The organism is Pseudomonas sp. LB3P14, assembly GCF_054898045.1.
On record NZ_CM142714.1, the window covers coordinates 4,447,203 to 4,470,941 of the forward strand.

General features: G+C 58.8%; 19 protein-coding genes and 1 pseudogene. 16 read left to right on the plus strand and 4 right to left on the minus strand.

All coding sequences use genetic code 11. From position 1 onward, the window contains the following. The first annotated feature begins 41 nt into the window (after window positions 1–41). The 10 genes from flhD to ACYZT5_RS20615 all read left to right on the plus strand — a co-directional run bounded on the left by flhD (window position 42) and on the right by ACYZT5_RS20615 (window position 11,287). Window positions 42–377: a flagellar transcriptional regulator FlhD gene (flhD, locus tag ACYZT5_RS20570; protein ID WP_462047154.1), complete on the plus strand. Its 336-nt coding sequence runs from the start codon at window positions 42–44 to the stop codon at window positions 375–377. Window positions 378–380: 3 nt separating this feature from the next. Beyond that, complete coding sequence (gene flhC, locus ACYZT5_RS20575; protein WP_462047155.1) at window positions 381–947, plus strand: flagellar transcriptional regulator FlhC; 567 nt, start codon at window positions 381–383, stop codon at window positions 945–947. A gap of 192 nt (window positions 948–1,139) precedes the next feature. After that, window positions 1,140–2,012, plus strand: coding sequence for a flagellar motor stator protein MotA (gene motA / locus ACYZT5_RS20580; RefSeq protein ID WP_462047156.1), 873 nt, complete (start codon window positions 1,140–1,142; stop codon window positions 2,010–2,012). After that, the gene (motB, locus tag ACYZT5_RS20585; protein ID WP_462047157.1) at window positions 2,009–2,917 is read left to right on the plus strand and encodes a flagellar motor protein MotB; all 909 of its coding nucleotides are present in this window, start codon (window positions 2,009–2,011) and stop codon (window positions 2,915–2,917) included. Before motA ends, motB begins: the two co-directional genes overlap by 4 nt. A 103-nt stretch (window positions 2,918–3,020) precedes the next feature. Next, window positions 3,021–4,190 (plus strand): flagellar biosynthesis protein FlhB, encoded by a 1,170-nt coding sequence (gene flhB, locus ACYZT5_RS20590; protein ID WP_462047158.1) that lies wholly within the window; start codon window positions 3,021–3,023, stop codon window positions 4,188–4,190. Next, window positions 4,187–6,280, plus strand: a complete 2,094-nt coding sequence (gene flhA, locus ACYZT5_RS20595; RefSeq protein ID WP_462047159.1) for a flagellar biosynthesis protein FlhA — start codon at window positions 4,187–4,189, stop codon at window positions 6,278–6,280. The genes flhB and flhA overlap by 4 nt, the downstream gene beginning before the upstream one ends. Next, the gene (gene flhF / locus ACYZT5_RS20600; protein WP_462047160.1) at window positions 6,277–8,577 is read left to right on the plus strand and encodes a flagellar biosynthesis protein FlhF; all 2,301 of its coding nucleotides are present in this window, start codon (window positions 6,277–6,279) and stop codon (window positions 8,575–8,577) included. The genes flhA and flhF overlap by 4 nt, the downstream gene beginning before the upstream one ends. Beyond that, window positions 8,574–9,086 (plus strand): hypothetical protein, encoded by a 513-nt coding sequence (locus ACYZT5_RS20605; RefSeq protein WP_462047161.1) that lies wholly within the window; start codon window positions 8,574–8,576, stop codon window positions 9,084–9,086. The genes flhF and ACYZT5_RS20605 overlap by 4 nt, the downstream gene beginning before the upstream one ends. A 179-nt stretch (window positions 9,087–9,265) precedes the next feature. Next, a complete protein-coding gene (locus tag ACYZT5_RS20610) occupies window positions 9,266–9,958 on the plus strand; it encodes an RNA polymerase sigma factor FliA (RefSeq protein ID WP_462047162.1) in 693 nt (230 codons plus the stop codon). A 6-nt stretch (window positions 9,959–9,964) separates the two neighbouring features. Next, a complete protein-coding gene (locus ACYZT5_RS20615) occupies window positions 9,965–11,287 on the plus strand; it encodes a UDP-glucose dehydrogenase family protein (protein WP_462047163.1) in 1,323 nt (440 codons plus the stop codon). Window positions 11,288–11,343: 56 nt separating this feature from the next. Here the strand turns inward: ACYZT5_RS20615 and ACYZT5_RS20620 are convergent, their stop codons facing one another. After that, window positions 11,344–14,778 (minus strand): O-linked N-acetylglucosamine transferase, SPINDLY family protein, encoded by a 3,435-nt coding sequence (locus ACYZT5_RS20620; protein ID WP_462047164.1) that lies wholly within the window; start codon window positions 14,776–14,778, stop codon window positions 11,344–11,346. A 183-nt stretch (window positions 14,779–14,961) separates the two neighbouring features. Next, entirely contained in the window at window positions 14,962–16,014 is a 1,053-nt protein-coding gene (locus ACYZT5_RS20625; protein WP_462047165.1) for a flagellin N-terminal helical domain-containing protein, read from the minus strand. 322 nt (window positions 16,015–16,336) lie between these two features. Here ACYZT5_RS20625 and ACYZT5_RS20630 point away from each other — a divergent pair, with 322 nt between their 5' ends. The 3 genes and pseudogenes from ACYZT5_RS20630 to ACYZT5_RS20640 all read left to right on the plus strand — a co-directional run. Further along, the gene (locus ACYZT5_RS20630) at window positions 16,337–17,161 is read left to right on the plus strand and encodes a motility protein A (protein WP_462047166.1); all 825 of its coding nucleotides are present in this window, start codon (window positions 16,337–16,339) and stop codon (window positions 17,159–17,161) included. Beyond that, window positions 17,158–18,093 (plus strand): OmpA/MotB family protein, encoded by a 936-nt coding sequence (locus ACYZT5_RS20635; protein WP_462047167.1) that lies wholly within the window; start codon window positions 17,158–17,160, stop codon window positions 18,091–18,093. The genes ACYZT5_RS20630 and ACYZT5_RS20635 overlap by 4 nt, the downstream gene beginning before the upstream one ends. Window positions 18,094–18,183: 90 nt before the next feature. Next, window positions 18,184–18,424: pseudogene (locus ACYZT5_RS20640) on the plus strand (isochorismatase family protein); the annotation flags it as partial. A 113-nt stretch (window positions 18,425–18,537) separates the two neighbouring features. Here ACYZT5_RS20640 and ACYZT5_RS20645 read toward each other — a convergent pair. Together ACYZT5_RS20645 and abiEi are read right to left on the minus strand one after the other, a co-directional pair. Further along, a complete protein-coding gene (locus ACYZT5_RS20645) occupies window positions 18,538–19,440 on the minus strand; it encodes a nucleotidyl transferase AbiEii/AbiGii toxin family protein (RefSeq protein WP_462047168.1) in 903 nt (300 codons plus the stop codon). Then, window positions 19,427–19,996: a type IV toxin-antitoxin system AbiEi family antitoxin gene (abiEi, locus tag ACYZT5_RS20650; RefSeq protein ID WP_462047169.1), complete on the minus strand. Its 570-nt coding sequence runs from the start codon at window positions 19,994–19,996 to the stop codon at window positions 19,427–19,429. Before abiEi ends, ACYZT5_RS20645 begins: the two co-directional genes overlap by 14 nt. A gap of 187 nt (window positions 19,997–20,183) precedes the next feature. Between abiEi and ACYZT5_RS20655 the strand changes: the two genes are divergently transcribed. From ACYZT5_RS20655 to ACYZT5_RS20665, 3 genes are all read left to right on the plus strand, one after another. Next, entirely contained in the window at window positions 20,184–21,587 is a 1,404-nt protein-coding gene (locus ACYZT5_RS20655; protein ID WP_462047170.1) for a DUF2252 domain-containing protein, read from the plus strand. 253 nt (window positions 21,588–21,840) lie between these two features. Then, window positions 21,841–22,275, plus strand: coding sequence for a hypothetical protein (locus ACYZT5_RS20660; protein WP_462047171.1), 435 nt, complete (start codon window positions 21,841–21,843; stop codon window positions 22,273–22,275). Continuing rightward, window positions 22,272–23,732, plus strand: a complete 1,461-nt coding sequence (locus ACYZT5_RS20665) for an ATPase domain-containing protein (protein WP_462047172.1) — start codon at window positions 22,272–22,274, stop codon at window positions 23,730–23,732. Before ACYZT5_RS20660 ends, ACYZT5_RS20665 begins: the two co-directional genes overlap by 4 nt. Window positions 23,733–23,739: the final 7 nt, after the last annotated feature.

Sequence of the window (23,739 nt, forward strand, 5' to 3'; positions counted from 1 at the left end):
AGGCGCGCCGAACTGTAGTATCTATCGGGAGGGGTAGAAAGTTGCCAAATACCAACACTGAGCTTGAAGACATCCAGGACCTGAATCTTTCATATTTATTACTGGCCCAAAACCTGTTGCGCAAAGATCGGGAGATCGCCATTTTTCGCCTGAAACTCAGCGAAAAAATGGCGGACCTGCTGACCAAACTGAGCAGCAAGCAAATGACCCAGCTAGCCCGGGTCAATCAGTTGATTTGTCGTCCCGTTTTCGAAGAGACAGACCGTTTGTCCAAGGTCCTGGGCAACGCTCGCGAACTTGGCATGGTGGAAATTCATTCTGCACTGCTGATGGCCGCCGCCGATCGCTCAGGCGATATGCGAATCGGGGAAGGCTGATCCATGCCAGAAAAAAGCCTGGTCACCGAAATGCAGCAAGTGCAACTGGCAATCGAACTGATCGAGCTGGGTGCGCGACTGCAGGTGCTGGAAACCGAGACCTCGCTTAGCCGAGGTCGACTGATCCGACTGTACAAAGAAGTTCGAGGGGCCTCCCCACCCAAGGGCATGCTGCCCTTCTCCACCGACTGGTTCGTGACATGGCTACCGAACATTCACTCATCCCTGTTCTACGGCATGTATCGCAGCATGATCGAAATCGGCGGCTACCGGATCGATGCATTCGTCAAAGCCTATCGTCTGTATCTGGAGCAGGTGGGCGATCAAGAAGGCGAATTGGTTCTCGGCCTTACCCGGGCCTGGACCCTCGTACGTTTTTTTGAAAGCGACATGCTTGAGCTGATCCGTTGCTCGTGCTGTTCCGGCGAGTTCGTCGCCCATTCCCATGCACCCACACAGCACTATGTCTGCGGCATTTGCCAACCACCCTCGCGCGCAGGAAAAACCCTGAAACGTCGAGACATCGACGCCCAGTTGCTCGACAGTCTGCCGCCCGTACGCAAGGCGTAAACGATCACGGCGTTGCGCACCACCTCCCTCACCACACCCAAAAGAGTGGGTAAATCCGATAGATCGGGCTTACCCCTTTTCACCTCGCCAACCCTCTCCCATCGCCCACTCCGAAATAAATAATTTCAAGTTTTCGACACCTCTGCCGATATCCAGCAGGTCATCTATTTCTTAAGTTTAAGGAACGACCACGTGCTCATCGCATTAGGGCTTATCGTTGTACTTTTGTCGGTGTTCGGTGGCTTCGTCCTGTCCGGTGGCAGCCTCGGCCCACTGTATCAACCGACCGAACTGCTGATGATTGGAGGGGCCGGTATCGGTGCGTTCATCGCCGCGAATAACGGCAAGGCGATCAGAGCCACGCTCAACGCGCTCTCGCGATTCAAGCGCAGCGCCAAGTACGACAAAACGTTGTACTTGGAACTGATGGCAATGATGTACGCCTTGCTGAGCAAAGCACGGCGTGAAGGTATGCTGTCCCTGGAACGGGACATCGACGAGCCCGACCAGAGCCCGATTTTTGCCCAGTATCCACGGCTGGTATCCGACCCGATGATCATCCATTTCATCACCGATTACCTGCGCCTGTTGGTCAGTAGTGCGATGCAGGCTCATGAACTCGACGAACTGATGCTGCACGAAATCGAAGAGTTCGAGCACGAAGCTCATTTGCCCTCCGACGCCCTGTACAAAGTCAGCGATGCATTACCGGCCTTTGGTATCGTCGCGGCCGTCATGGGGGTGGTCAAAGCCCTGAGCGCAGTCGACGTCGGCCCGGACTTGATGGGCCAGATGATCGCTCACGCATTGGTCGGAACCTTCCTCGGGATTTACCTGGCTTACGGCCTGGTTGCGCCATTGGCCAGTCGTATCGCTCGCCAGGCTGCCGAGTCCGCCAAGATGCTGCAGTGTATCCGCGTCACGCTGTTGGCGAGCGTGCAAGGCATGCCTCCACAGTTAGCCGTGGAGTTCGGTCGCAAGGCCCTGCACACCAGCGAAAGACCCGGCGCACTGGAGCTGGAAAGCTATGTGCGTGGCGGTAGCAGCCAACCCGGGATCGAATGAGTATGAATGATCAACCGATCATCATACGGCGCAAGAAAAAGGCCGCTCACGGGCACCATGGTGGCGCCTGGAAAATTGCCTTCGCCGACTTCATGACCGCACTGATGGCGCTGTTTTTGGTCTTGTGGGTGCTGTCCAACGCCAGCAAAAGCGATAAGGAAGCGATTGCCGAATACTTCAGTACACCGTTACTGGTCGCCATGAGCAAAGGCGATCGCAACTCGGCAAGCACCAGCGCAATTCCCGGCGGAGGCCCCGATCAACGTTTCTCTGAAGGCGAGCGGGCACGAATGGATCAGCGTCCCAAACGCTTGTCCAGCGAGGAGCGTCGTCATCTGGAGTCACTCAAGCATCGACTGGAAAGCGCGGTGGAGCGCGATCCACAACTGAGGGAGCTCAAGCAACAGATCTCTATTGAGCTGAGCCCGGAAGGTTTGCGCGTGCAATTGCTCGACACCGACAAACGCCCGATGTTCGAACTGGGCAGCGCCAATGTCGCGCCGTATTTACGCAAACTGCTGAGAACCTTCGCACCGGTGCTCAATGAACTGCCCAACCGCATTCAAATCAGCGGGCATACCGACAGCCACCCGTATCCGGGCGGCGAGGCAGGCTACAACAATTGGGACTTGTCCGCCGACCGCGCCAAAGCCTCTCGCCAGGAACTGGTCGCCGGTGGCCTGGACTCGGACAAGCTATTGCGTGTCTCTGGCATGTCCGATCGCATCCGCTTCCACGGCGCAGGCCCCTATGACGCCGCCAACCGGAGGATCGAAATCATCGTTCTGGACAGCCGCGTTGCGCAGAAGATTCTGTCTCAGGACGAATACGGCCCATTGGAAGTACCGGAGCCGACAACTCCCGAGCCCTCCACAAGCAAACCGGCGGAACAAACCCGACATTAGCGCTCGATTGTGCGTGGTGTTTCCACGATCAGGGTGCGTTGCTGCTGCGCACAATGACGACCTTTGACATGTCGAGCGGGTCGCCGCAGGCGCCCGGAGAGCCATGGCCGAGACCAGCAGAGAGGACAAGACCGAAGCGGCGACGCCGCGACGAATAGAGAAGGCCCGTGAACAAGGTCAGGTCGCACGCTCTCGTGAAATGAACACCTTCGTCATGTTGCTGGCCGGTATCGGCGGACTGTGGATCATGGGTGGCAAACTGTATGACAGCCTGGGACAGGTCATGGAACAGGCGTTGCTGTTCGATCGGGCACAACTGTTCGACACGGCACGCATGCTCAGTGTGCTCTGGTCATTGAGCCAGATCGCGCTGTTCGCCTTAGTGCCGTTCTTCGCCCTGATGACGCTCGCGGCCCTGGCCGCGCCGGCACTGCTGGGAGGGCTGGTGATTACCTTGGCGGCAGTGCGTCCGCAGTTTTCAAGGGTTAACCCGATCAGCGGGCTGGCGCGGCTTTTTTCCGTGCAAGTGTTGGTTGAACTGGCAAAAGCCATCGCCAAGGCAACCCTTATCGGTACGGTGGTCTATTTCTTCCTCAAAGCGCACATCGGCCAACTGTTGGCCTTGCCGCAAATGCCTGCGCAGCAAGCCCTGACAGCGGTCATGGGGTTAACTGCCAAGTCCTGCGCGATGTGCGTGGCAGCGCTGATTATCGTGGTCGGCATGGACGCGCCTTATCAGTTGTGGACCTACGCGAAGAACCTGCGCATGTCCAAGGAAGAACAACGCCAGGAACACAAGAACGCCGACGGCGACCCGCATATCAAGGCGCGGATCCGTCAGTTGCAACAGGCACGCGCTCGGCGCCGCATGATGAGCAAGGTGCCCAAGGCCGACGTCATCGTCACCAACCCCAGCCATTTCGCCGTAGCCCTGTCTTATCAAAAGGATCAGAACGGCGCTCCCCGAGTGGTCGCCAAAGGGGCGGATGATGTGGCTTTGCGTATTCGCGACATTGCACGGGAACATCACTTGCCCATACTCGAAGCCCCGCCGCTGGCCCGTGCCCTTTACTTCCACGTCGATCTCGATCGTGAAATTCCCATTGAGCTTTACACCGTTGTCGCTGAAGTCGTGGCCTGGGCCATACGCCTCAAGCGCGTCAGTGAGCATGGCGGTGACGTGCCACCGACCCCGGTGAACCTGTCCGTACCGCCGGGCATGGACCAGCGTGGCCCGCGTAACGCAAAACCTGAGGATGAACAGAACGAATGAAAGGAATGACCGATTTACTCGGCCCTGACTCCTGGCTGGCCAGAACCGACCTGAAGATCATGACCGGGCCCGTGCTGATCGTCCTCATCCTGTCGATGATGATCCTGCCGCTGCCGACGTTTATTCTGGACTTGCTGTTCACCTTCAACATCGCGCTGGCGATCATGGTGTTGATGGTGAGCATGCTCACGGAAAAACCACTGGATTTCTCTGCGTTTCCCTCCGTGCTGCTGTTCACCACCTTACTGCGCCTGTCGCTCAACGTTGCCTCGACGCGGGTGATCTTAATGGAGGGTCATACCGGCGCCGACGCCGCCGGGAAGGTCATCGAGGCCTTCGGCGAGTTTCTGGTGGGCGGTAACTTTGCCGTGGGTCTGGCGCTGTTCCTGATTCTGGTGACCATCAACTTCATGGTGATCACCAAGGGTGCCGGACGAATCGCCGAAGTCGGCGCACGCTTTACGCTGGACTCGATGCCCGGCAAACAGATGGCGATCGATGCCGACCTGAACGCGGGCCTGATCGGCGAACCGCAAGCCCGCCAACGTCGCAAGGAAGTCGCCCAGGAAGCTGACTTTTTCGGCTCCATGGACGGTGCGAGCAAGTTCGTGCGTGGTGACGCCGTGGCCGGTCTGGTCATCATGGGCGTCTGCATCATTGGCGGCCTGGCCATCGGCATCCTGCAACATGACATGGCCTTCGCCGACGCCGCCCACACGTACACCATGCTGACCATCGGCGACGGCCTGGTGGCGCAGATTCCTGGCCTGGTGATCTCGATTGCCGCCGGTGTCACGGTATCGCGGGTCAATACCGAACAAGACGTTGGCCAACAGATGATGGGCCAGCTGTTCAGTCGGCCAAAGGTGCTGATGATGACGGCAGGTGTGATGGGTTTGCTCGGGCTGGTACCGGGCATGCCGAACCTGGTGTTTCTGATCCTTACCGGACTGTTGGGTGGGCTGGGCTGGTGGTTCTCCAGGCAGGAGGAGTTGCCCCAGGAAAATGCCACCCAGACCCTGCTGCCCAAATCGGCGTCGCAAAGTTCCGAAGCCTCTTGGGATGATGTGCAGCTGGTCGATACGCTGAGCTTGCGCGTCGGCCACCGACTGATTCAATTGGTGGATGCACGCCAACAAGGTGAGCTGATCACCCGAATTAAAAGCCTGCGCAAAAAGTTCGCCCAGGACGTGGGTTTTCTACCGCCCGTGGTTCATGTGCGCGACAAGCTGGAGTTGTCACCCAACACCTACATCATCAGCCTTAAAGGCGTTGAAATCGGACGCGGTGAAGTCTTTCCCGGCAAGTGGCTGGCCATCAACCCCGGCAAGGTCACCAGCGAGCTTGAAGGCACAGAGGCGGTGGATCCGGCGTTTGGTTTACCGGCCATCTGGATCGATCCGAACCTGCGTGAGCACGGGCAGATTTATGGTTACACCGTGGTCGACGCCAGCACCGTGACAGCTACCCACCTTAACCACCTGCTGCATCACCACGCCAAAGACATGCTGGGCCGCGGTGAAGTCCAGAAGCTTCTGGACAAGCTCGGTCCCGACAGCAAAGGGTTGATCGACGAAGTCGTGCCCAAGCTGGTTTCGCTGACGGTATTGCAACGCGTGCTGCAGAACCTGCTGGAAGAAAACGTCTCGATCCGTGACATGCGCACCATTCTCGATGCGCTGGCCGAACATGGCGGCGTGCAACAACCCCCGGATGTTCAGGAACTGACGGCCGTCGTGCGCATTGCCCTGGGTCGCTCGATCGTCAATCAGTTGTTTGCCAACAAATCCGAACTGAAAGTCATCGGGCTGGACTTCAACCTTGAACAGGTGCTGATGCAGGCCGTCGGCAATGGAGGGTCGCTGGAACCTACTCTGGCGGACAACCTGATGCAGCAAACCTCGCTGGCCCTCAAACGCCAGGAAGTCAGCACCGAGCCACCCGTGTTGGTCGTGCCGAACAAGCTGCGTCCGGTGCTGTCGCGCTTCTTGCGACGACGCTTGCGTCAGTTGACGGTGATTTCCCTGAGCGAAGTACCGGATGACCGCACACTTCGAATGATTAACGTGATCGGAGGAACACCCAAGTGAGTGCTCAACGATTTATCGGCGCCAACAGTCGCGAGGCCATGAATCAGGTTCGTCTCGTCCTGGGTGAAGAGGCCCTGATCCTGTCGAGCCGCATGACCGACGAAGGCGTCGAGATCATGGCGCTGGCCGAAGAAACACCCACGCAAGCTTTCGCGCCATTGCGTCTTGCCACCCCGACGGAATCAGACGACGGCCCGGTGCCGGTCAGCCTTCACCACGCCGCGGCCGCTTACGCCCATCAGATCAGCGCGTTTTCGACACGACCCGAGCCTGTTGATTCGCCCGTTACTGCAAACCCGACGCCAACAAGCGTCGTGGATTTCACCGCGTTAAGTGAACGCCTGCTGAACGAAATCCAGGACATGCGCCAACTCATCGATCGCCAGGCAGAACGGTCAGCCCACGATAAGAGCGGTCGGCCTCAACTCATCAAATGGCTGCTCGACGCAGGATTCAGCGCACGTATGAGCGAGGAGTTGCTCGGCACAACACCGCCCCAACTCCAAGGGCCTGACGCCACACCTGCAAGGTTGCAAGCCTGGCTGGCGCAAAAACTGGACAGCCAATTGAACCAGCTGGGTGATGAGGCCGAGCTGTTCGACCACGCGAGCATCATTGCCCTGGTGGGGCCGACCGGGGTGGGCAAAACCACCACGACCGCCAAACTGGCGGCGCGTTATGTCATGCGTCATGGCGCCAGTCAGGTCGCCCTGGTCACCACCGACAGTTTCCGTATCGGCGCCCATGAACAGCTGAAAATCTATGCCCAACTATTGGGTGTCGAACTACACACCCTGGGGCCTGCGGCGGCGCTCGGCCCGTTGCTTGCCCAACTGGCTGATAAGCAACTGGTGATCATCGACACCGTGGGCATGAGCCAGCGTGACCAACGCCTGCTGACGCAAATCAACCAACTGGGTTCCAGCGACCGGGCGTTGCGCCTGATGTTGGTGATCAACGCGGCCAGCCATGGCGACACCCTCGAAGAAGTGGTGCAAACCTATCGTGATGCCGCGCATGCTGCCGGTTGCCCACTGGATGACTGCATCATCAGCAAATGCGATGAAGCCGCACGGCTGGGCCCGGCACTGGATACCGTGATTCGTCACGGCCTGCGTCTGAACTACCTGTCCGTCGGTCAACAAGTACCTGAAGACTTGCAGCTCCCCGCGGCCTCGACCTTCCTGCAACAAGCGCTGGATATCTCGCGCCCTTCCCTGTTTGCCGCAAAACCGGGCGCCTCGACGGCCCAGCGACTGGATGCACTGGTGCGCGGATTGTTAGGTCAGAGCCGGACTGTCTCGTCTTTGCGCGACAGCCTGATCCATCGGATCGCGGGCTTTGAGCAGTTGCTCGATGTCTGGCCCTTGGTGGGCATGCCCCAAGCGGTGCAACACCCGCGCTGGGCAGCGTTCCTGAGCGTGCAGGAGCGCTGGGCGCCTGCCAGTCCCAACGGTCTGCTGTTGTGGGGAGCGCCGCGTCCGACGGCCGGCGCCTCCTGGAGCATGCCCTTGTTGGCGGTGGACAACGCCGGTCAATTGAAGGTCCGCCCCTGGCTGACGCATCGCATGCCGATTGGCCCGCAACCTCGCCTGAGCTGGTGTCAGCCTCGCTGGCCGACGCACCGTCATGTGTGGTCAACCTGCCCCAGCGGCGACACCCTCGAAGCGCTGCATCATAACGGCCAGACGTGGCTGAGCGCAGTCAAGGGCAGCCAGCGCGTCATGTATCAAGGTGAGCATCAGCGCCTCGACACACTGGCCACACACAGCGAAGACTTTGGCGTTCGTGAACTGCGTTACCGCGGCCGTAACGTGCGTCTGAACCTGAGTCATCTACCGGTCACGCTCAAAGGTTCGACTCAAGAACCCTTGCGCGCCTGGTTCGGTACGCTGCATGACAGCCATAGCGGCCAGTGCTTGGGGCAACGCGGGTGGCTGGCCGGGGAAAACACACAAGGGGCTTTGAAGGATCAGGTGGCCGACCTCATCCTGCAGTTGAAACACGACGAACTGGCAAAGCTGACCGGGCGTGGCTGGACGCTATTGGTCGACATTCAGCCGCACCTGCATGCCGAACTGCGCTTGTACCTGGCGGCCGGACTGGCCGCGACCGCCGTACGACTGACCGACGCCAGGGATGACTGGGCCTTCCAGGCACGCGCACAACTGTTGGGGCTGTTGCCTGAAAAGCGTGCCGGTCATGCTTCGGGAATTCTTGAAGGCTTATTGCACCTGCTAACAGTCAGCGATGCCTTTACGCGCATGGACAGCACTCAGACCAGCGTCTGTACATGAACGATCCGCACACCCGGCCGGCGGCGGACACACTGGATCAGGCGGCGGGCTTGCGCCGCTGGGCCGAGCAAAACAAGGCTCATCACAGCGCCGTCGTCTACACAGTCACCCCGTTGCCGCCACCCGCACCGGATCGCACGTTGATCCTGTTCGGCCCGGTGCAGGCGGCAAGCCAGGCGCATAAAACCCTGGAACGCTGGCATCAACAAGGCCATCAATGGATCGGCCACCCCGCCCGCTGGCGCGTGTTGCCTGTGGATAACAATCGCCGGGATCTGCAAGCCCTGACTCGCCAGCAACCGCGCTGGGGGGTATGGATCGACAGCGACCTTGACGCCTTCCGCAGCGCCTTCCAGACCTTGCGTCGACTCAGCGAACAAGGCGGTCCCGACCACGTGCTGGCGCTACACGCCGGCTTTTCCCGGCAGGGCCTTCTCACTAACTTGCGAGAGGCGGCACACCATTATCTCGGCATTCGGTTGTTGCTCATCCATGAAATCAGTGACTGAGCCATTCGTCATTTGCCGCCGCAGCTAAGCGGGGAACATGTCGTGTAGCGCATGGCTGTTCCGCGCTTAAGGGGCCCGGGGGAGCAGTAATAATCCTGACGATACGACTCCAGGCGTCACGCGGCTTCCAACTGTGCGGATGCCTCATTGCCATTTTTTGTCTTTCGCAGGCGCGCACGATGTATACGGCACAGGGCAAGATGAACCAGCAGGAAGTGCTCCAGCAGTACCTACCCTTGGTCCGGCGGCAAGCACTAGGTCTGAAAACCCGGCTGCCAGCCAATATCGAGCTGGACGATTTGATTCAAGCCGGCAGCATCGGCTTGCTCGATGCCATGACCCGTTATGACTTTAGCGTCGGGGCTACATTCGGCACCTTCGCCTCGCAACGTATCCGCGGCGCGATGATCGATGAACTGCGCACCCGCGACTGGGTACCCCGCAGCGTGCGACGCAACGCACGTGCGCTGGAGGATGCCATGCATCGCGTGGAGCAAAGCCTGGGGCGACCTGCCAAAGAACGCGAAGTCGCTTCAGCGATGGGGCTGACGCTCGCTGAATACCATCAGGTGCTCAATGACACCAATGGCAGTCAGATGCTGCCCATCGACGATGTGGGCGAAGAGCATATCGATGCGATCAGTTCCCGGCACCTCAACCCCTTTGCCGAACTGGTCAATGATCGCAACCGCGTCCACCTCATGCGCGCCATTGACGCCCTTCCGGCGCGGGAAAGACTGCTGCTCGCGCTGTGTCATCACGAAAAACTCAACCTGCGGGAGATTGGCCTGGTGCTGGAAGTCAGCGAGTCGCGCGCCTGTCAGTTGCACAGCCAGGCCATTGCCCGGCTACGCGCCAGCATGACGGAATAGCGAAACATGAAGATCAGCGTGTTCGGTTCCGGTTATGTGGGTCTTGTGGCAAGCGCGTGCCTTGCCGATGTCGGACATGAAGTGATGTGCATGGACATCGACCCGCAACGCATCGAGCGGCTGCAGGGCGGTGAAATACCGATTCATGAGCCTGGCCTGAGCACGCTGATCCACACCAACGTTCAGGCCGAACGCCTGCTCTTCTCCACCCATGCCGCGCAAGCCGTCGCCTTCGCCGACCTGCTGTTCATTGCTGTGGGTACGCCGGCCGATGAAGACGGCAGCGCCGATCTGCAATACGTCCTGGCCGTCGCACACACCATCGGCCAGCACATGCAGGGCTACAAAGTCGTCGTCGATAAATCCACCGTCCCCGTTGGCACCGGGGAAAAAGTCCAGGCGTGCATTCGCGCGGTGTTGGCAGATCGCGGCGTACAGCTGCCGTTCGATATCTGCTCCAACCCGGAGTTTTTGAAAGAAGGCGCCGCCATCGAAGACTTCACCCGCGGCGCGCGCATCATCATCGGTACGGCGTCGGAGCAGGTCAAAACCCTCATGCGCGAGTGCTACGCGCCCTATAACCGTAATCACGACAAACTGATGTTCATGAGCCTGCGCGCCGCAGAGCTGACCAAGTACGCCGCCAACGCCATGCTGGCGACAAAAATCAGCTTCATGAATGAAATGGCCAACCTCGCCGAACACCTTGACGTGGATATAGAAGAAGTCCGCCATGGCATCGGCAGCGATCCACGGATCGGCTATGACTTCATCTACCCCGGTTGCGGCTATGGCGGCTCGTGTTTCCCCAAGGACATTCAAGCCCTGAACCGCACCGCCCAGGAAGTCGGCTACGACCCGCAATTGCTGAGGGCCGTCGAAGCGGTCAACCAGCGGCAGAAAACCACTCTGTTCAAAAAACTCGAACGGGCGCTGGACGGTCAGCTGGCGGACAAAACCATTGCCGTCTGGGGACTGGCGTTCAAACCCAATACCGATGATATGCGCGCCGCTCCCAGCAGAGACTTGATGGAATCCCTGTGGAAGGCCGGCGCCAGAGTGCAGGCCTACGACCCGGAAGCGATGCAAGAGTGTCGGCGCCTCTACGGTGAGCGCGACGACTTGTTGCTGGCCGGGGATCGCATCCAGGCGGTCAAGGGTGCCGATGCCCTGGTGATCTGCACGGAATGGAAAGCCTTTCGCAGCGTCGACTTCATCTGGCTCAAACAGCAACTCAAGTCGGCCGTGGTGATCGATGGACGCAATTTGTATGAGCCGAAGGCATTGGCGGAAGCCGGTTTGATCTATTCAGCCATCGGCAGGTCCTGAACCCTGCGCGTCCATACTCGTCGACGCGCACGGCTCAGTTCATCACCGCCGATTGCTCACTCGGCGTAGGCCACCTCGTTATAACTGGCGACCAGCCAGGTCAGTTCTGACCGGGGGATTTCGGCGAGAGGACGTACGTCGAACCGCGCCATTCGACCGACGAACTCGGTCGGTGCCAACAACCGCTCGACCACGTGATAGTGAGGACGATCGAGGTAGTCGTCGAACAGCACGATCATCGGTTTGGTCGCCCGCAGGTAGGCGGTCACGAAGCAGGCAATCCGAAAACGCCCGTCGATCAGGATCACATCAGGTTGCTGAAAGAACGGCTCATCCCAGACCTTCAGCGGGTAGGTGTGGAATTTTTTCCAGGCCCGGGCATTTTTCGGACGGGCCCATTGACCGGTCTCGCCGACATCGATCGGATAAATCACCGGCCGCGATGGCAGCGCAGCGTTGGCAATCCAGGCCTGCATGTCCTTGGCCCAGCGGGCGTCGTTCTCTACCGAAATAACCGACTTGTCCGGCATTCTGGCGGCAATGATTGTCGAACCACCGCTGCCGTACTCCAGAATCACCGAGGCTTCTGAATAGATCTTTTTCAGGTAAATGGCGACCTCTTCCGGGAACGTCACCTGAGGCTCCTGCATCGGCGCCCGCAGGTCTTCATCTTGACGAGCGGCAAGCGTTTCGGCCTGGTTTGATCCGGATGTCGAGGCGGATGACGTGTTCTGACAATGCTTGAGGTACTGCTCGGCCAAACCGCTGTCGAGCGCGCTGAGAAGTTGCGTCGCGACATCGTGAGCGCCGTAAACCGTATGCAGGATGAACGCCAGCTTCAGACGCTGGTTGTCCGAAAGAGCCGCCAATCGTGCCGCGTCGGGCAAAAACAAGGCATCGGCACAGACCAGATGAGAGGCTCGAAGTTGATCAGGACTCTCACCCTGCGGCCGATGGCTGACGTGTTGAAGCTTATTCAACCGATAAAAGCTGAAACCCAGGCGAGCAAGGCTTTGACTGATCAGGCCCACATCAGGCTGCTGGCGATGGGTCGGCGCGAAGTTGACGCGCGCCTGCACCAGCAGCGTATCGGTCAGCGTCCGTTGCCCGTGTTCAATAACGGCCAGGCTGTCGTTCAGATTGTCCAGCACCAGCCAGTCAACGGACTGCAACCCGTTGATGGCGTCCAGCTTCAGGGTCGGCAACGCAAGCCTGGCCAGCACGCTGGAACCGGTACCCGGACTGTGCGCGGCCAGAGGCTCCAACGTCGCTGTCATCGCCGGATCCAGGCATGCATGGAGGGTTGTCGCCTGACCATTGCCCAGCGCCGCATGCGGGTAATAATGCAGCTCGCCGAGTTGCGCCAGTTGACTGGCATTATCGACGCGACTGGCCGGGTCGAACGCTATCGTCGAGAAGGCTCCCAGCTTTTGTAGCGCGACGAACTGCGCCGAAGCTACCAGCGTCACGCCATGATCCAGCGTGACGACCTTGCCCTGAAACTTGAAACTGAAGCCTTCGTCCTTCACCGGCTCAACCGGGTGCTGGATGTCCACAGCATCGGATTCATCCTGGAACCAGGCGTGCCCATCCCTGGTCAGCGTCAATGCGGCCGCCGGCTTACCCTCGCAATAGCGTTGCCAGATCGCTCGCATGGCCGTGCTGAAGTGGCTCGCAAAACGGCGACTGTCACAGACCGGCGAACGCATGAGCACCTCGCGCAGGTGGCTGCGGATGCTGGAGAGACTGTTCAGATCCCCGGCCAGGCCGATGACGCGCTGGCGGTATTCATCCCAACTGTTGACCACCAGTTCCGGCAGGCCGGCATTGACCAAGTGCGTGGCCGAGTGGCGCCCGGCGAACGTCGGGCCGGGCAACGTGACCACCGGCACGCCCATCAACAACGCCTCGCAGGTCGTTAGCCCACCGGAATAGGGCCAGGGGTCAAGCGCGATATCGATGCGGTTGTAGGTCTCAAGCAAGGATTTGTGGCCAACCGGCCCTTCGACCAGCACACGTTCCGGTGCTATTCCTTGGGCAGCCATAACGGCATGCACATGCTCTCGCAGCTCACGGTTGCCGAACGCCCCGCCCTTTAGCAGCAAGCGCGAATCCGGCGTCGCCCGCATCAACTCGGCCCACTGGGCCAGCAGGACATCGTTGACCTTGGTCGGGTTATTGAAGCACCCGTAAGTCATGAAGCCGTTTTCAAGCGCCGGTAATGGCTTGATGTCCGGCGTGTAGGGCGGCGGGTCGTAACAGATGTAATCGTCGGGCAGACGGATGAGTTTTTCGGTGTAGAACGCATCCTCGCCTTCAGGCGACTCGATGCTGTCGCTGAGCAAATAATCGATCGCGTCCAGCCCTGTCGTATTGATCAGCCCGCCCACCCACTTCACCAGCAGAGGTGCTGGTTGCAATGCCATGGCGCCCATGCGGTTACCGGCATTATGGCCACACAGGTCGATCAGGATATCGATCCGGTCGTCACGAATACGCTGCGCCAGCGTGTGCTCATCCATGTGTTTGATCGCGAGCCATTGATGAACTGTCGCTTGAATGCGCCGGGTCAGATGATCGCAAACCTGGCTGGTGCTGTAGGCGAACAATTCAAACTGATGACGCGGCAGTTTCTCCAGCACACCCACGATCATGTTGCCCACCGGATGCTGGCGCAAACCGTCGGACACCAGACCGATGCGCAGGCATCGGTTCAGCGCCCGATCCTGCACCTCAGGCCGGGCGGGAACGGATTTTGGACCGAAGCGCGACTGCCATTCCTTGCAGACCTCGAAGATATAGTCGCGACTGCGATCAGGATCGTAGTGCAACGACGTCAGGCGGTTGGAGTAAGGCAGCACATCCTTTCGCTTGGCCAGCGACACTGCCTTTTGATAGTACTTGTCGGCCTTGGCCAGCTGGCCGATGTCCTTGTACAGGTTGGCCGCGTTGTTCCAGTGACTGTAATCCCCCGGCTCTCGTTCGATCAGTTTGTCGAACACCGCGATGGCGTCGCCGTGGCGCTCCAGCCGGTTGAGGATCAAGCCTTTTCTGGAGAGCATGCGACAGTCATCAGGGGCAATATCCAGGGCCTGCTGAATATGCTGCAGGGCTTTGGGGAACTCACCTTTCTCAAAGTAAAGCGTGGCCAGACGATGATGGGCCGGTGAGAAATCAGGGTTTATGCCCAAGGCTTTAAGGGCAAGTTCCCGGGCACGATCCGCCTGACCGAGTTTTTGTGCCGCTTTGGCCACCAACTCCAACGCCTGCGGGTCGTCGGGCAACAGGCCCAACGCTCGCTCGTAACTGGCCAGTGCGCGTTCAGGCTCGGCTTTGAGCTCCAGATTACCCAGGTCTATCCACACTTGCGGGTCGCGCGGACGCTGCTGGCTGAGACGTCGCGCCTGGTTAAGGCCGCGAGTGTCAGCGGCGCTGTTTGACGCCTGGGTGGTGGTTTTCTTTTGCGATCTGGGGCGCAGGGGTTTGGGCATGGAAAGGCAGCCTTGTGAAGGAAGGGTCTGCCCTGAATGCTATCGCGGCACCTACTGCGGCAAAGCCCGGATAAGCCCATCGCAGCCGCGGGATTAACGGGTATTGCGCATCGACCGCCCAACAGAAAAAGGGGCTCAGCGTGCGCTGGCCCCTTCGTACCGCGTGCTACGGATGTGTAGCGATTACTGCAGCAGCGACAGCATTTGCTGAGGCATGGAGTTGGCTTGCGCCAGCACCGACGTACCCGCCTGCTGAAGGATCTGGGCACTGGTCATGGACGACACTTCAGTGGCGTAGTCCACGTCCTGAATACCCGAACGCGCGGATGTCAAGTTGGTGGTCGTCGTCGAGATGTTGGTGATCGCCGAGTCGAAGCGGTTCTGCACCGCACCGAGGTCCGAACGCATGGAGTCAACGGTATTAAGCGCACTGTCGAGCGTGGTCAGGGTATTTGTCGACTTTTTGGTGACCTCGTTTTCCGTGTCGACGCTGATGCTGGCCGTGGTGGTGGTGCCACTGGTCGTCAGGGTGACTTCGGCCGCATAGGTTTTACCGCCTACGGTCAGGAAGTAGTCACCGTCTGCGTCGGTTGACAGGGTGCCGCTGCTGATGGCTGTACCGGACTTATCGACATAGCTGGTGTTGGTCGAGGTGATCGCGGTACCCGAGTCGTCCGACAGGGTTGTCGCGGTCAGCGTGGTGTCATAGCCGTTAACGTTGAAGTCACTCAATCCCAACGTGTCGGCGTTGATTTCGCTCAGTTTGATGTCGATGGTCTCGCCATCGTTCGCACCGACCTGGATGGTGATGGTCTGGTCGGACGCCAGTACATCCACTCCGTTGAACGCGGTTTGCTCGGAGATACGGTCGATCTCGTCCAGACGCTGGGTGATCTCGTCCTGGATCGATTGCAAGTCGGACTGGGAGTTGGTGCCGTTCGAGGCTTGAACTGCCAGCTCACGAATACGCTGCAGGTTGTCGTTCACCTGATCGAGTGCGCCTTCAGTGGTCTGCGCCAGGGAGATACCGTCGCTGGCGTTGCTGCTCGCTTGTTCCAGACCGGTGATCTGGGAGCTCATACGGTTGGCGATCGCCTGACCGGCGGCGTCATCCGAGGCGCTGTTGATTTTCAGACCGGACGACAGGCGTTCGATCGAGGTACTCAGGCTGCTCTCCGAGGAGTTCAGGTTTTGTTGAGCGATCATCGAGGTGATGTTGGTATTGATAACTGACATTTTGCAGTTCCTTCTCGTGGGTGAGGTGCTTATGACAAATTCAGAGTCCGGCGCCCGTTGCTTTCAGCGCCGTTGCCGTACAGACATTGCGAACATCGGCGATCCGATTACCCACCTTTAGCCAGCGCTCAAAAAATTTTCAGACACGCCTTTCAGCTGCCTGCCTATCCGACAGGCATTTTCCGTAGTGCAGATTTCGCCAGGGAAAGTGGCTGTATTAACGGATTTGAATCAACGCCCGCCACGTTATAAAGCCTGTCTTTGTCTCAACCGCATCAACGCCGTCGGCGTGGGTGCCGAGTGCTGTTCCAAGGAGTGCTGCATGAACCCCTCGACCCTGATCGGTATGCTCGCCAGCCTTTTACTGCTGGCGGTTCTACTGGTGTTCTGCGCGCAACAACCCGGATTGTTCGTTGATTTACCGAGCCTGGGCATTGTGGTGGTCGGCACCTTTGCCGCGACCTTCATCAGTTATCCGCTGAGCGAAGTACTGCGGATCTTCAGCCTTATCAAGACCGTCGTTCGCAACGAGCGCGAGTACACCCAGGAAGACATCAACGAACTGGTCAGTCTGTCGCGTCTGTGGATCGACGGCGACTTGCGAGCGGTTGAGGAAGAACTGGATCGGGTGAAAAATCCCTTCCTGCGTTCCGGCGTGCAGTTGGTGATCGACAAGACGCCGGAAGACGACATTCTCGAACTGCTGCAATGGCGCATTTCCCGGCTGCGAGCCAAAGAACACGCCGAGGCGCAGCTGTTTCGGGTCATGGCCAGCTACGCTCCGGCCTTCGGCATGCTGGGCACGCTGGTGGGTTTGGTGAACCTCATGTTCGTGCTCGGCGATGGCGACATGGTCACCATCGGCAGGCAAATGGCTGTCGGCCTCATGACCACCCTTTACGGCGTGCTGCTGGCCAACCTGGTGTTCAAACCCGTCGCGGTCAAACTGGAACGCCGCACTGAACAGCGGGTGGTGTTGATGAACATGATCCTGCAAGGCATTTCCATGATGTCCAACAAACGCAGCCCGGGCCTGATGCGTGAAACGCTGAAATCCTTCGTTGCCGAGCATCAAAACGAATTGCGTGACGAACCCGTTCGCCTGAGTCGAAAATTGATGCCCCTCAAGTGGAACCCGCGGGCATGAGAGCGTCCACCAGCGCAGCCTCGACAAGTGGTCTTGCCGACCATCAGCACTTGCTGGCCCGTCAGCACGCCCTTGAAGTCGAGCTGATACAGGCTCGCCAGAACCATCGCGGTCTCAAACGTAAAAACGCAGCAGCTGCGGCTGCCAGCGTCCTCCCGGTGGACGACGCCGGAGGTGAGGCATGGATGATGACGTATCTGGACATGATGACGCTGTTGCTGGTGGTCACCATGGCAATGCTGGCCATGGCGGGCAAGGGCCATGACCACACCCAGAAAGCCAACTTCAACCTGAACCAGATCTTCAGTGCAAAAAACCTGACCCAACTGGATCCACCGGGAAAGTTGTTGCTCGTACCCCAGGTCAAAACACCGGTCGAACCAGAACCAACGCCTGAGCCAATCACCTCTACTGAGATAGCCTCATTGGAAGCAGCCGCATCAGTCGCCGCAACGACCGAGACTCCAGCGCCCGAACCCTCTCCCCCCGCCCCCGCCAAACCAAGTCTTGATGACCTGCTCAAAGAGCTGCCTCTGGATAAGTTGGGCAATGATATTGAAGTCGTCACCAACGAACGCACGGTCAGCTTCCGTATCAACAGTGAAATCCTGTTTCCCTCGGGCCAATCCGACCTCAACCTGGGCGGCCTGAGAGTTCTGCAACACCTGATACCGGTGCTCGAAAGCGTCCCGCACAACGTCATCGTCGCCGGCCACACTGACACACAAGACATTCGCAGCTCGCGCTTTCCGTCCAACTGGGAACTCTCTGGCGCTCGCGCCGGCAGCGTCGTGCGCTACCTTCAGAGCAACGGCATCAAGAGCAATCGTCTCGCCGCCGTGGGCTACGCCGACACGCATCCCTTGGGCGACAACACAACTGCAGAAGGGCGTGCGAGCAATCGTCGGGTGGAGTTGATTCTGGAGCGCTGAGACTCAAACCCGAAATCAACAAAGCCCGCCGAGTGCGGGCTTTGTTGCATCTGGGCTTCGCCTCACCCCAATGGCTCATCGACGGTATCCAGACACTCATCGGCACCCTGCCCAGCTTTGAAAAGCCTGAAGGTGGATCGGGTATTGGTCTGCGGTCTTCAGACCGAGACCTGCTGCCTTGCAGCGGGGGTTTGCGTTGTTTGATGCGGGGTTGCCGCCGACGTTGATTACGGATCTGACGGTGGGGTCGTCACTGGATCGGACGGGAGGGTTGGGCGTTAAGCTTTGGGAGCATCATTTCAAGCGCACGCTAAGATCGACCGAGTTGTAATCAACGCTGGGTCGGGCGGAGGTCGCCAACCTTGATCGGGATGACTCAAGCAAAATGGGCGACCTCATTGAGGTCGCCCATTTTTTTGACTGCCGCCACCTATTCCTGCGGTGTTACATTTTGAAGCCCGAGGCCTGAACGCTTTCATGGCCGCTCAGCGCTTTCTCTGTCGTCACATACAAATCACGTATATGACCAACCAAAAATGTCCAGAACGCAGGCTCATTCACGGTTTGCGCTACCAACTCACCCGGCAGAAACCGACTCATTTCCTTGCGAAACTCAATGACAACTTTCGGATCGGCCTCAAGCTGTGCGGAACGTTCTTTGAACTGCCTCAAGAAATCATCCTGTTCGCAGTGATGATCGCCCAGTTTCTTCGCGATCAAATCCAGTTGTGGTCTTATGCCCAGCTGACGCAACCAAACCATATCCCAGAGATCACGGTTCTTGATTCGGTTGGGACGCAGAGCAAAAGCCACGATCTTGTCGGCATAAATTTCTTCGCGTGTTTCAGCCTGCAAAATCAGACCACTCGTGCCCATGTCGACTCCATAAGGATTAAGCAACTGCATAGGCTGCGGCTGATAACTTGGAATGGAACACACATCGATATTAATGCGCTGTGCCGGTAGATCCTTGCGTCCTGCCCGGGTTTGGACCTTTAACTTCCAGGTATCGACATTACCCTCCTCACGAACAGGCTCACCGACTTCGACCTCAAGACCATATTTGGTTTTTAGTGTGGTGACTAATACTTGGGCGAGCTCGGTCAGGCTCTCGCGATTGAAATCTGCACCCCCGGTAAAATCCAGGTCCTCGCTCAAACGGTTGGACCCGTAGCAGGTGCGCAAACAGGTGCCGCCGATGAATATAAGTTTGGCGAGCATACCGGCCGAACTCAGCGCCAGCATGATGTCGTGATGCAGCAATTCCTTTTCCACGACGACCCGCAACGGCGCGAGATCCTGTTTATTTTTTAATGCTTCATCTACCAGCTCATCAAACAAACTCATTGGCAACGCTCCAATCGATCAAGTCCATATTTCGTTTCGCTGCCTTCATGTCTCGCAATGCTTGTTGCGGTGTCGCACGCCATAGCCGGCAACGAGCGTCATAGTGAACCTGGTCAACGAGGTCCTGAGGTTTCTGGCGTGTGTGTACGAACTCGATGGTGCCCCAGCGGCCGCATGAAATAGTGCTGCTGCGTCCGGATGACATCAGCGTGATCCAGTTGATGGGGATTTGCGAGATGACCCCGCAATCACTCAACGCCGTTTCAAGGCTGATGTAATTGAACTGCATGGCACGTAGCCGGGCGGCCGCGTGAAACAGCACCAGCCCACTGGACGGTTTGGCCGCGTCAAACAAGTAGAGCCCTCGGCACACTCGTGTCAGATGACCTTCAGAAGCTGCACGACTCAACAATGTTTTATAGGCTCCTTCGGAAATATCTGGTACCAAAGCCCTGAGATCGTCCGGGGCGTACAGATAGCGCTCATCACTGGCCAGGTGGCTCAGTTTCCGGAGGAGGCGCCCCATCGGCTGGGTGGATTTTGAGTGTGGCTGCATGAGCAATGACTCAACAGAAGGTTTCACTTAATGTAACTTACTGTAGAGCTAATCAAAAGCCAATGGTCTCTTCCCCACATACCGTCACGCTCCCACTTTCAATGACCCTATTGTCATATATTCCTCGGATAACGACGCGAAGCCCCTCTACACTCAATCCGCATGCTTCCCCACCAAAAGAACCCACATGGCCACCCTTAAAGACCGCTTGAAGCAAGGCAAGGATGCTCGCAAGAACTGCTCCCGCGGTTCGCAGGCGTCCATGGGGAAGATAAATCGTGACCCGCTGCCGCTGATCAAAGCGTCCAGTGAAGGCAGGATCAAGTCGCTGGTCGAGTTGCGTTACGGGCGCATGTTGGTGTCGCCGTTCACCTTCTATCGCGGCAACGCGCTGCTGCAAGCTCACGACTTGGCCGGAACATCCAGCATGGGCCTGGTTTCGCCAATCTGCGGCGACAGTCACCTGAAGAACTTCGGCGGCTTCGCAACGCCGGAACGCAATCTGCTGTTCAGCATCAACGATTTCGACGAAGCCCATCCCGGGCCTTGGGAGTGGGACTTGAAACGGCTGGTGGCGAGTTTTGTGGTGGCTGCCCGCGACCTGCGCCATGGTGACACGGTCGAAGAAACGGTCTGCCGCCAGGTGGTCGGCGCCTACCAACAGACCATGCTCGAGTGCGCCGAACAAAGCACCATGGAAACCTGGTACGAATCCATCAGTTACAACGACCTGCGCCAGCAAGCGAGCAAAGCGACCCTGGAGCATTTAGAGCTAGCTATCGAGAAAGCAGAACAGCGCACTCACGCCGAGCTGCTGCCAAAAATCTGCGAGCGTGATGCACAGGGCCGCCTGACCATTCGCGATGATCTGCCGGAAATTTTCCATTTACACAAAGACACTACGCTGCTGGATGCCGACGACTGGCTGCGCCTGTCTGACTGGCGTGCGCTTTACGACGCGTTCATGCGCGACTATCCCGGCACGCTGCAAGCCGACCGCCGCGAGCTGTTGTCCCGTTTTCATGCCCACGACATGGCGTTCAAAGTGGTCGGTGTGGGCAGTGTCGGCACTCGTTGCCTGGTCGCGCTGTTGACCGATGATCAGGAAAACCCGCTGTTCCTGCAATTCAAGGAGGCACGTCGCTCGGTGCTTGCCGATTACGTGAAGACCAAGTCACGTGTGCGGCATAACGGTCAGCGCGTGGTCGATGGACAGCGGCTGATGCAATCGGCCAGTGACCTTTTTCTCGGCTGGACCACCGGCCCCAGCGGTCGACACTTCTATGTGCGTCAGTTGCGCGACATGAAAGTCTCGGCCGAACTCGAGACGTTCGACGCGGACACCTTCGCCGCCTACGGACGCGTTTGTGGCCGCGCTCTGGCCCGCGCCCATGCCAAATCGTCCGGGCACGCCGCGCAGATCAGCGGCTACATCGGCAAGAGCGATGCGCTGGCCGACGCGCTGTTCAAGTATGCGCAAAGCTACACCGAGCAGAATGAGCGCGACTTCGAACGATTCCAGCAGGCCTGCCGCAAAGGCCGTTTGCGTGCGCGCTCGGAAGCGGACTTTGCGGCTGATCATTTGCCGTAGGCGTGTTTCAGGGCGTGAAGCGGCGGGCACTCATCGACATGAATTTTTCTTCACCCCACGACCTCTCACCAACGGGTACATTGCGCTCGCTCATTCAAGAAACTACGGTTTGCCCGCCCTCCCGCGGGCTTTTTTTTGCCTGATGCTTTGTTTCATCGGGGTTTAGGCCCTCCCGCCATCCTCTGACGCAAATCACTCGCAACGCCCTCATAGGGTGTACCATCGAACACTGTCCATCAGATATCAGTTAGCCATGTCCACGCTAAGCGAAGAGAGCCGCCAGATCGTAGCTTCTCTGGCGCACCGTGTTGGCCCCAACGCTGACATTGCAAGGATCGCCCAGGCGATCACTTCAACCTTGCGGGATATGGATGTAGCCCTCACGCCCATCATCGGCCACCAAGGGGTTGCCGCGCTTTATCGCCGCAGCCTCCACCTGTGCGCCTCCACTCATCCGCGTCTGGCCCGCACCTGTGACAGAGTACAGTCCGGCATGGATCTGACTGCCCTCAAGTCCGTAATCGTTGAGCAAAGCGACGCCGATGCACTGTTTTTCGGTGAAGTGTTGCTGACGACCTTTTACGAGCTGCTGACCACGCTCATCGGGCCCTCGCTCACCAAACGTTTGCTTCGTGGCATGTGGGAACCTTCTTTGAGCGACACCCCTTCGCAGGAAAATTCGCCATGAGCACCAAAGTGACTATCAACCGCCTGGCCACCGGCGTGCCAGGACTGGACGAGGTGCTGGGCGGAGGATTGCCGGAGTTTTCGTTCAACCTGATCGCCGGCCCGCCTGGCTGTGGCAAAACCACCCTGGCGCATCAGATGATGTTCGCCCTGGCGACACCTGAGCGCCCGGCGCTGTTCTTTACCGTACTGGGCGAGCCGCCGTTGAAGATGCTGCGTTATCAGCAGCAGTTCGATTTTTTCGACAGCGAAGCGATCAACCAGTCGATCCGCTACATCAACCTGGCTGACGACACCCTCGCCGGGAATCTGGACGAAGTGCTGCGGCGCATCGTCAGCGAGGTGGAGACTCACTCCCCTTCACTGGTGTTCGTCGACTCGTTCCGTTCGGTGGTGCTGGCCAGCCAGACCCAGGACAACCCCAACAACAACCTGCCGCAGTTCGTTCAGCAACTGGGCATGTTGATGACCACCTGGCAGGCGACGACCTTCCTGATCGGCGAATACTTCACCGAAACCGACACCAACCCTATTTTCACCGTGGCCGACGGCCTGATCTGGCTGCGCCAGAGCGTTCAGCGCAACTCCATGGTGCGCAAGATGGAAATCATGAAGATGCGCGGCCAGCCGACGCTGCCAGGGCTGCACACCTTCCGCATCGCCACGTCGGGGATCAAGGTCTTTGCGCCTGCGGCACTCAACCCGGTTGAAGCGCCGCTGGAGTTCCCCATCAAGCGCCTGAAAATGGGTGTGCCACAGCTCGACGAGATGCTGGGCGGCGGCCTGCCCCGTGGTTATTCCTTGCTGGTGGCCGGGCCATCGGGCTCGGGCAAGAGCATTCTGGCGGCAACCTTCCTCGCCGAAGGCGCGCGCAATGGTGAAACCGGTGTGATCGCGGTGTTTGAACAACGGCCTAATCACTCCCAGAACGGCACCCTTGCGGGCCTGATCCGGAGCGGACAAGTCAGTCTGGTGGACAGCCGCGCCCCGGACCTGTCCATCGATGAAATCGTGCATTTACTGTTGAACGAAATCACCCGATTGAAAGCGACCCGCGTGGTCATCGATTCGCTGTCTGGTTTCGAACTGGCGCTCGCACCGACCTTCCGCGAAGACTTTCGCGAGTCGCTGTCGCGCATGGTCACTGCGTTGACGAGCACCGGGGTCAGCGTGTTGATGACCTCGGAGCTGGAAGACCGCTACACCGACTTGCGCTTCAGCCCTTACGGCACAGCATTTCTTACCGATGCAATCATCGTTCAGCGCTACATTGAAGTGCAGAGCCGTTTGCTGCGCATCATGGCCGTGGTCAAGGTGCGGGCCAGCGCCCATTCCGACGAGTTGCGCCAGTACCACATCGACAATAACGGTTTGCAGATCGGCGAGATGTTACCAGAGCAGGAAGGTTTGCTCGGGGGTCGGCCAACCCGACGGTCCCTTGGAAACGACAATGCGTGAGTCAAGC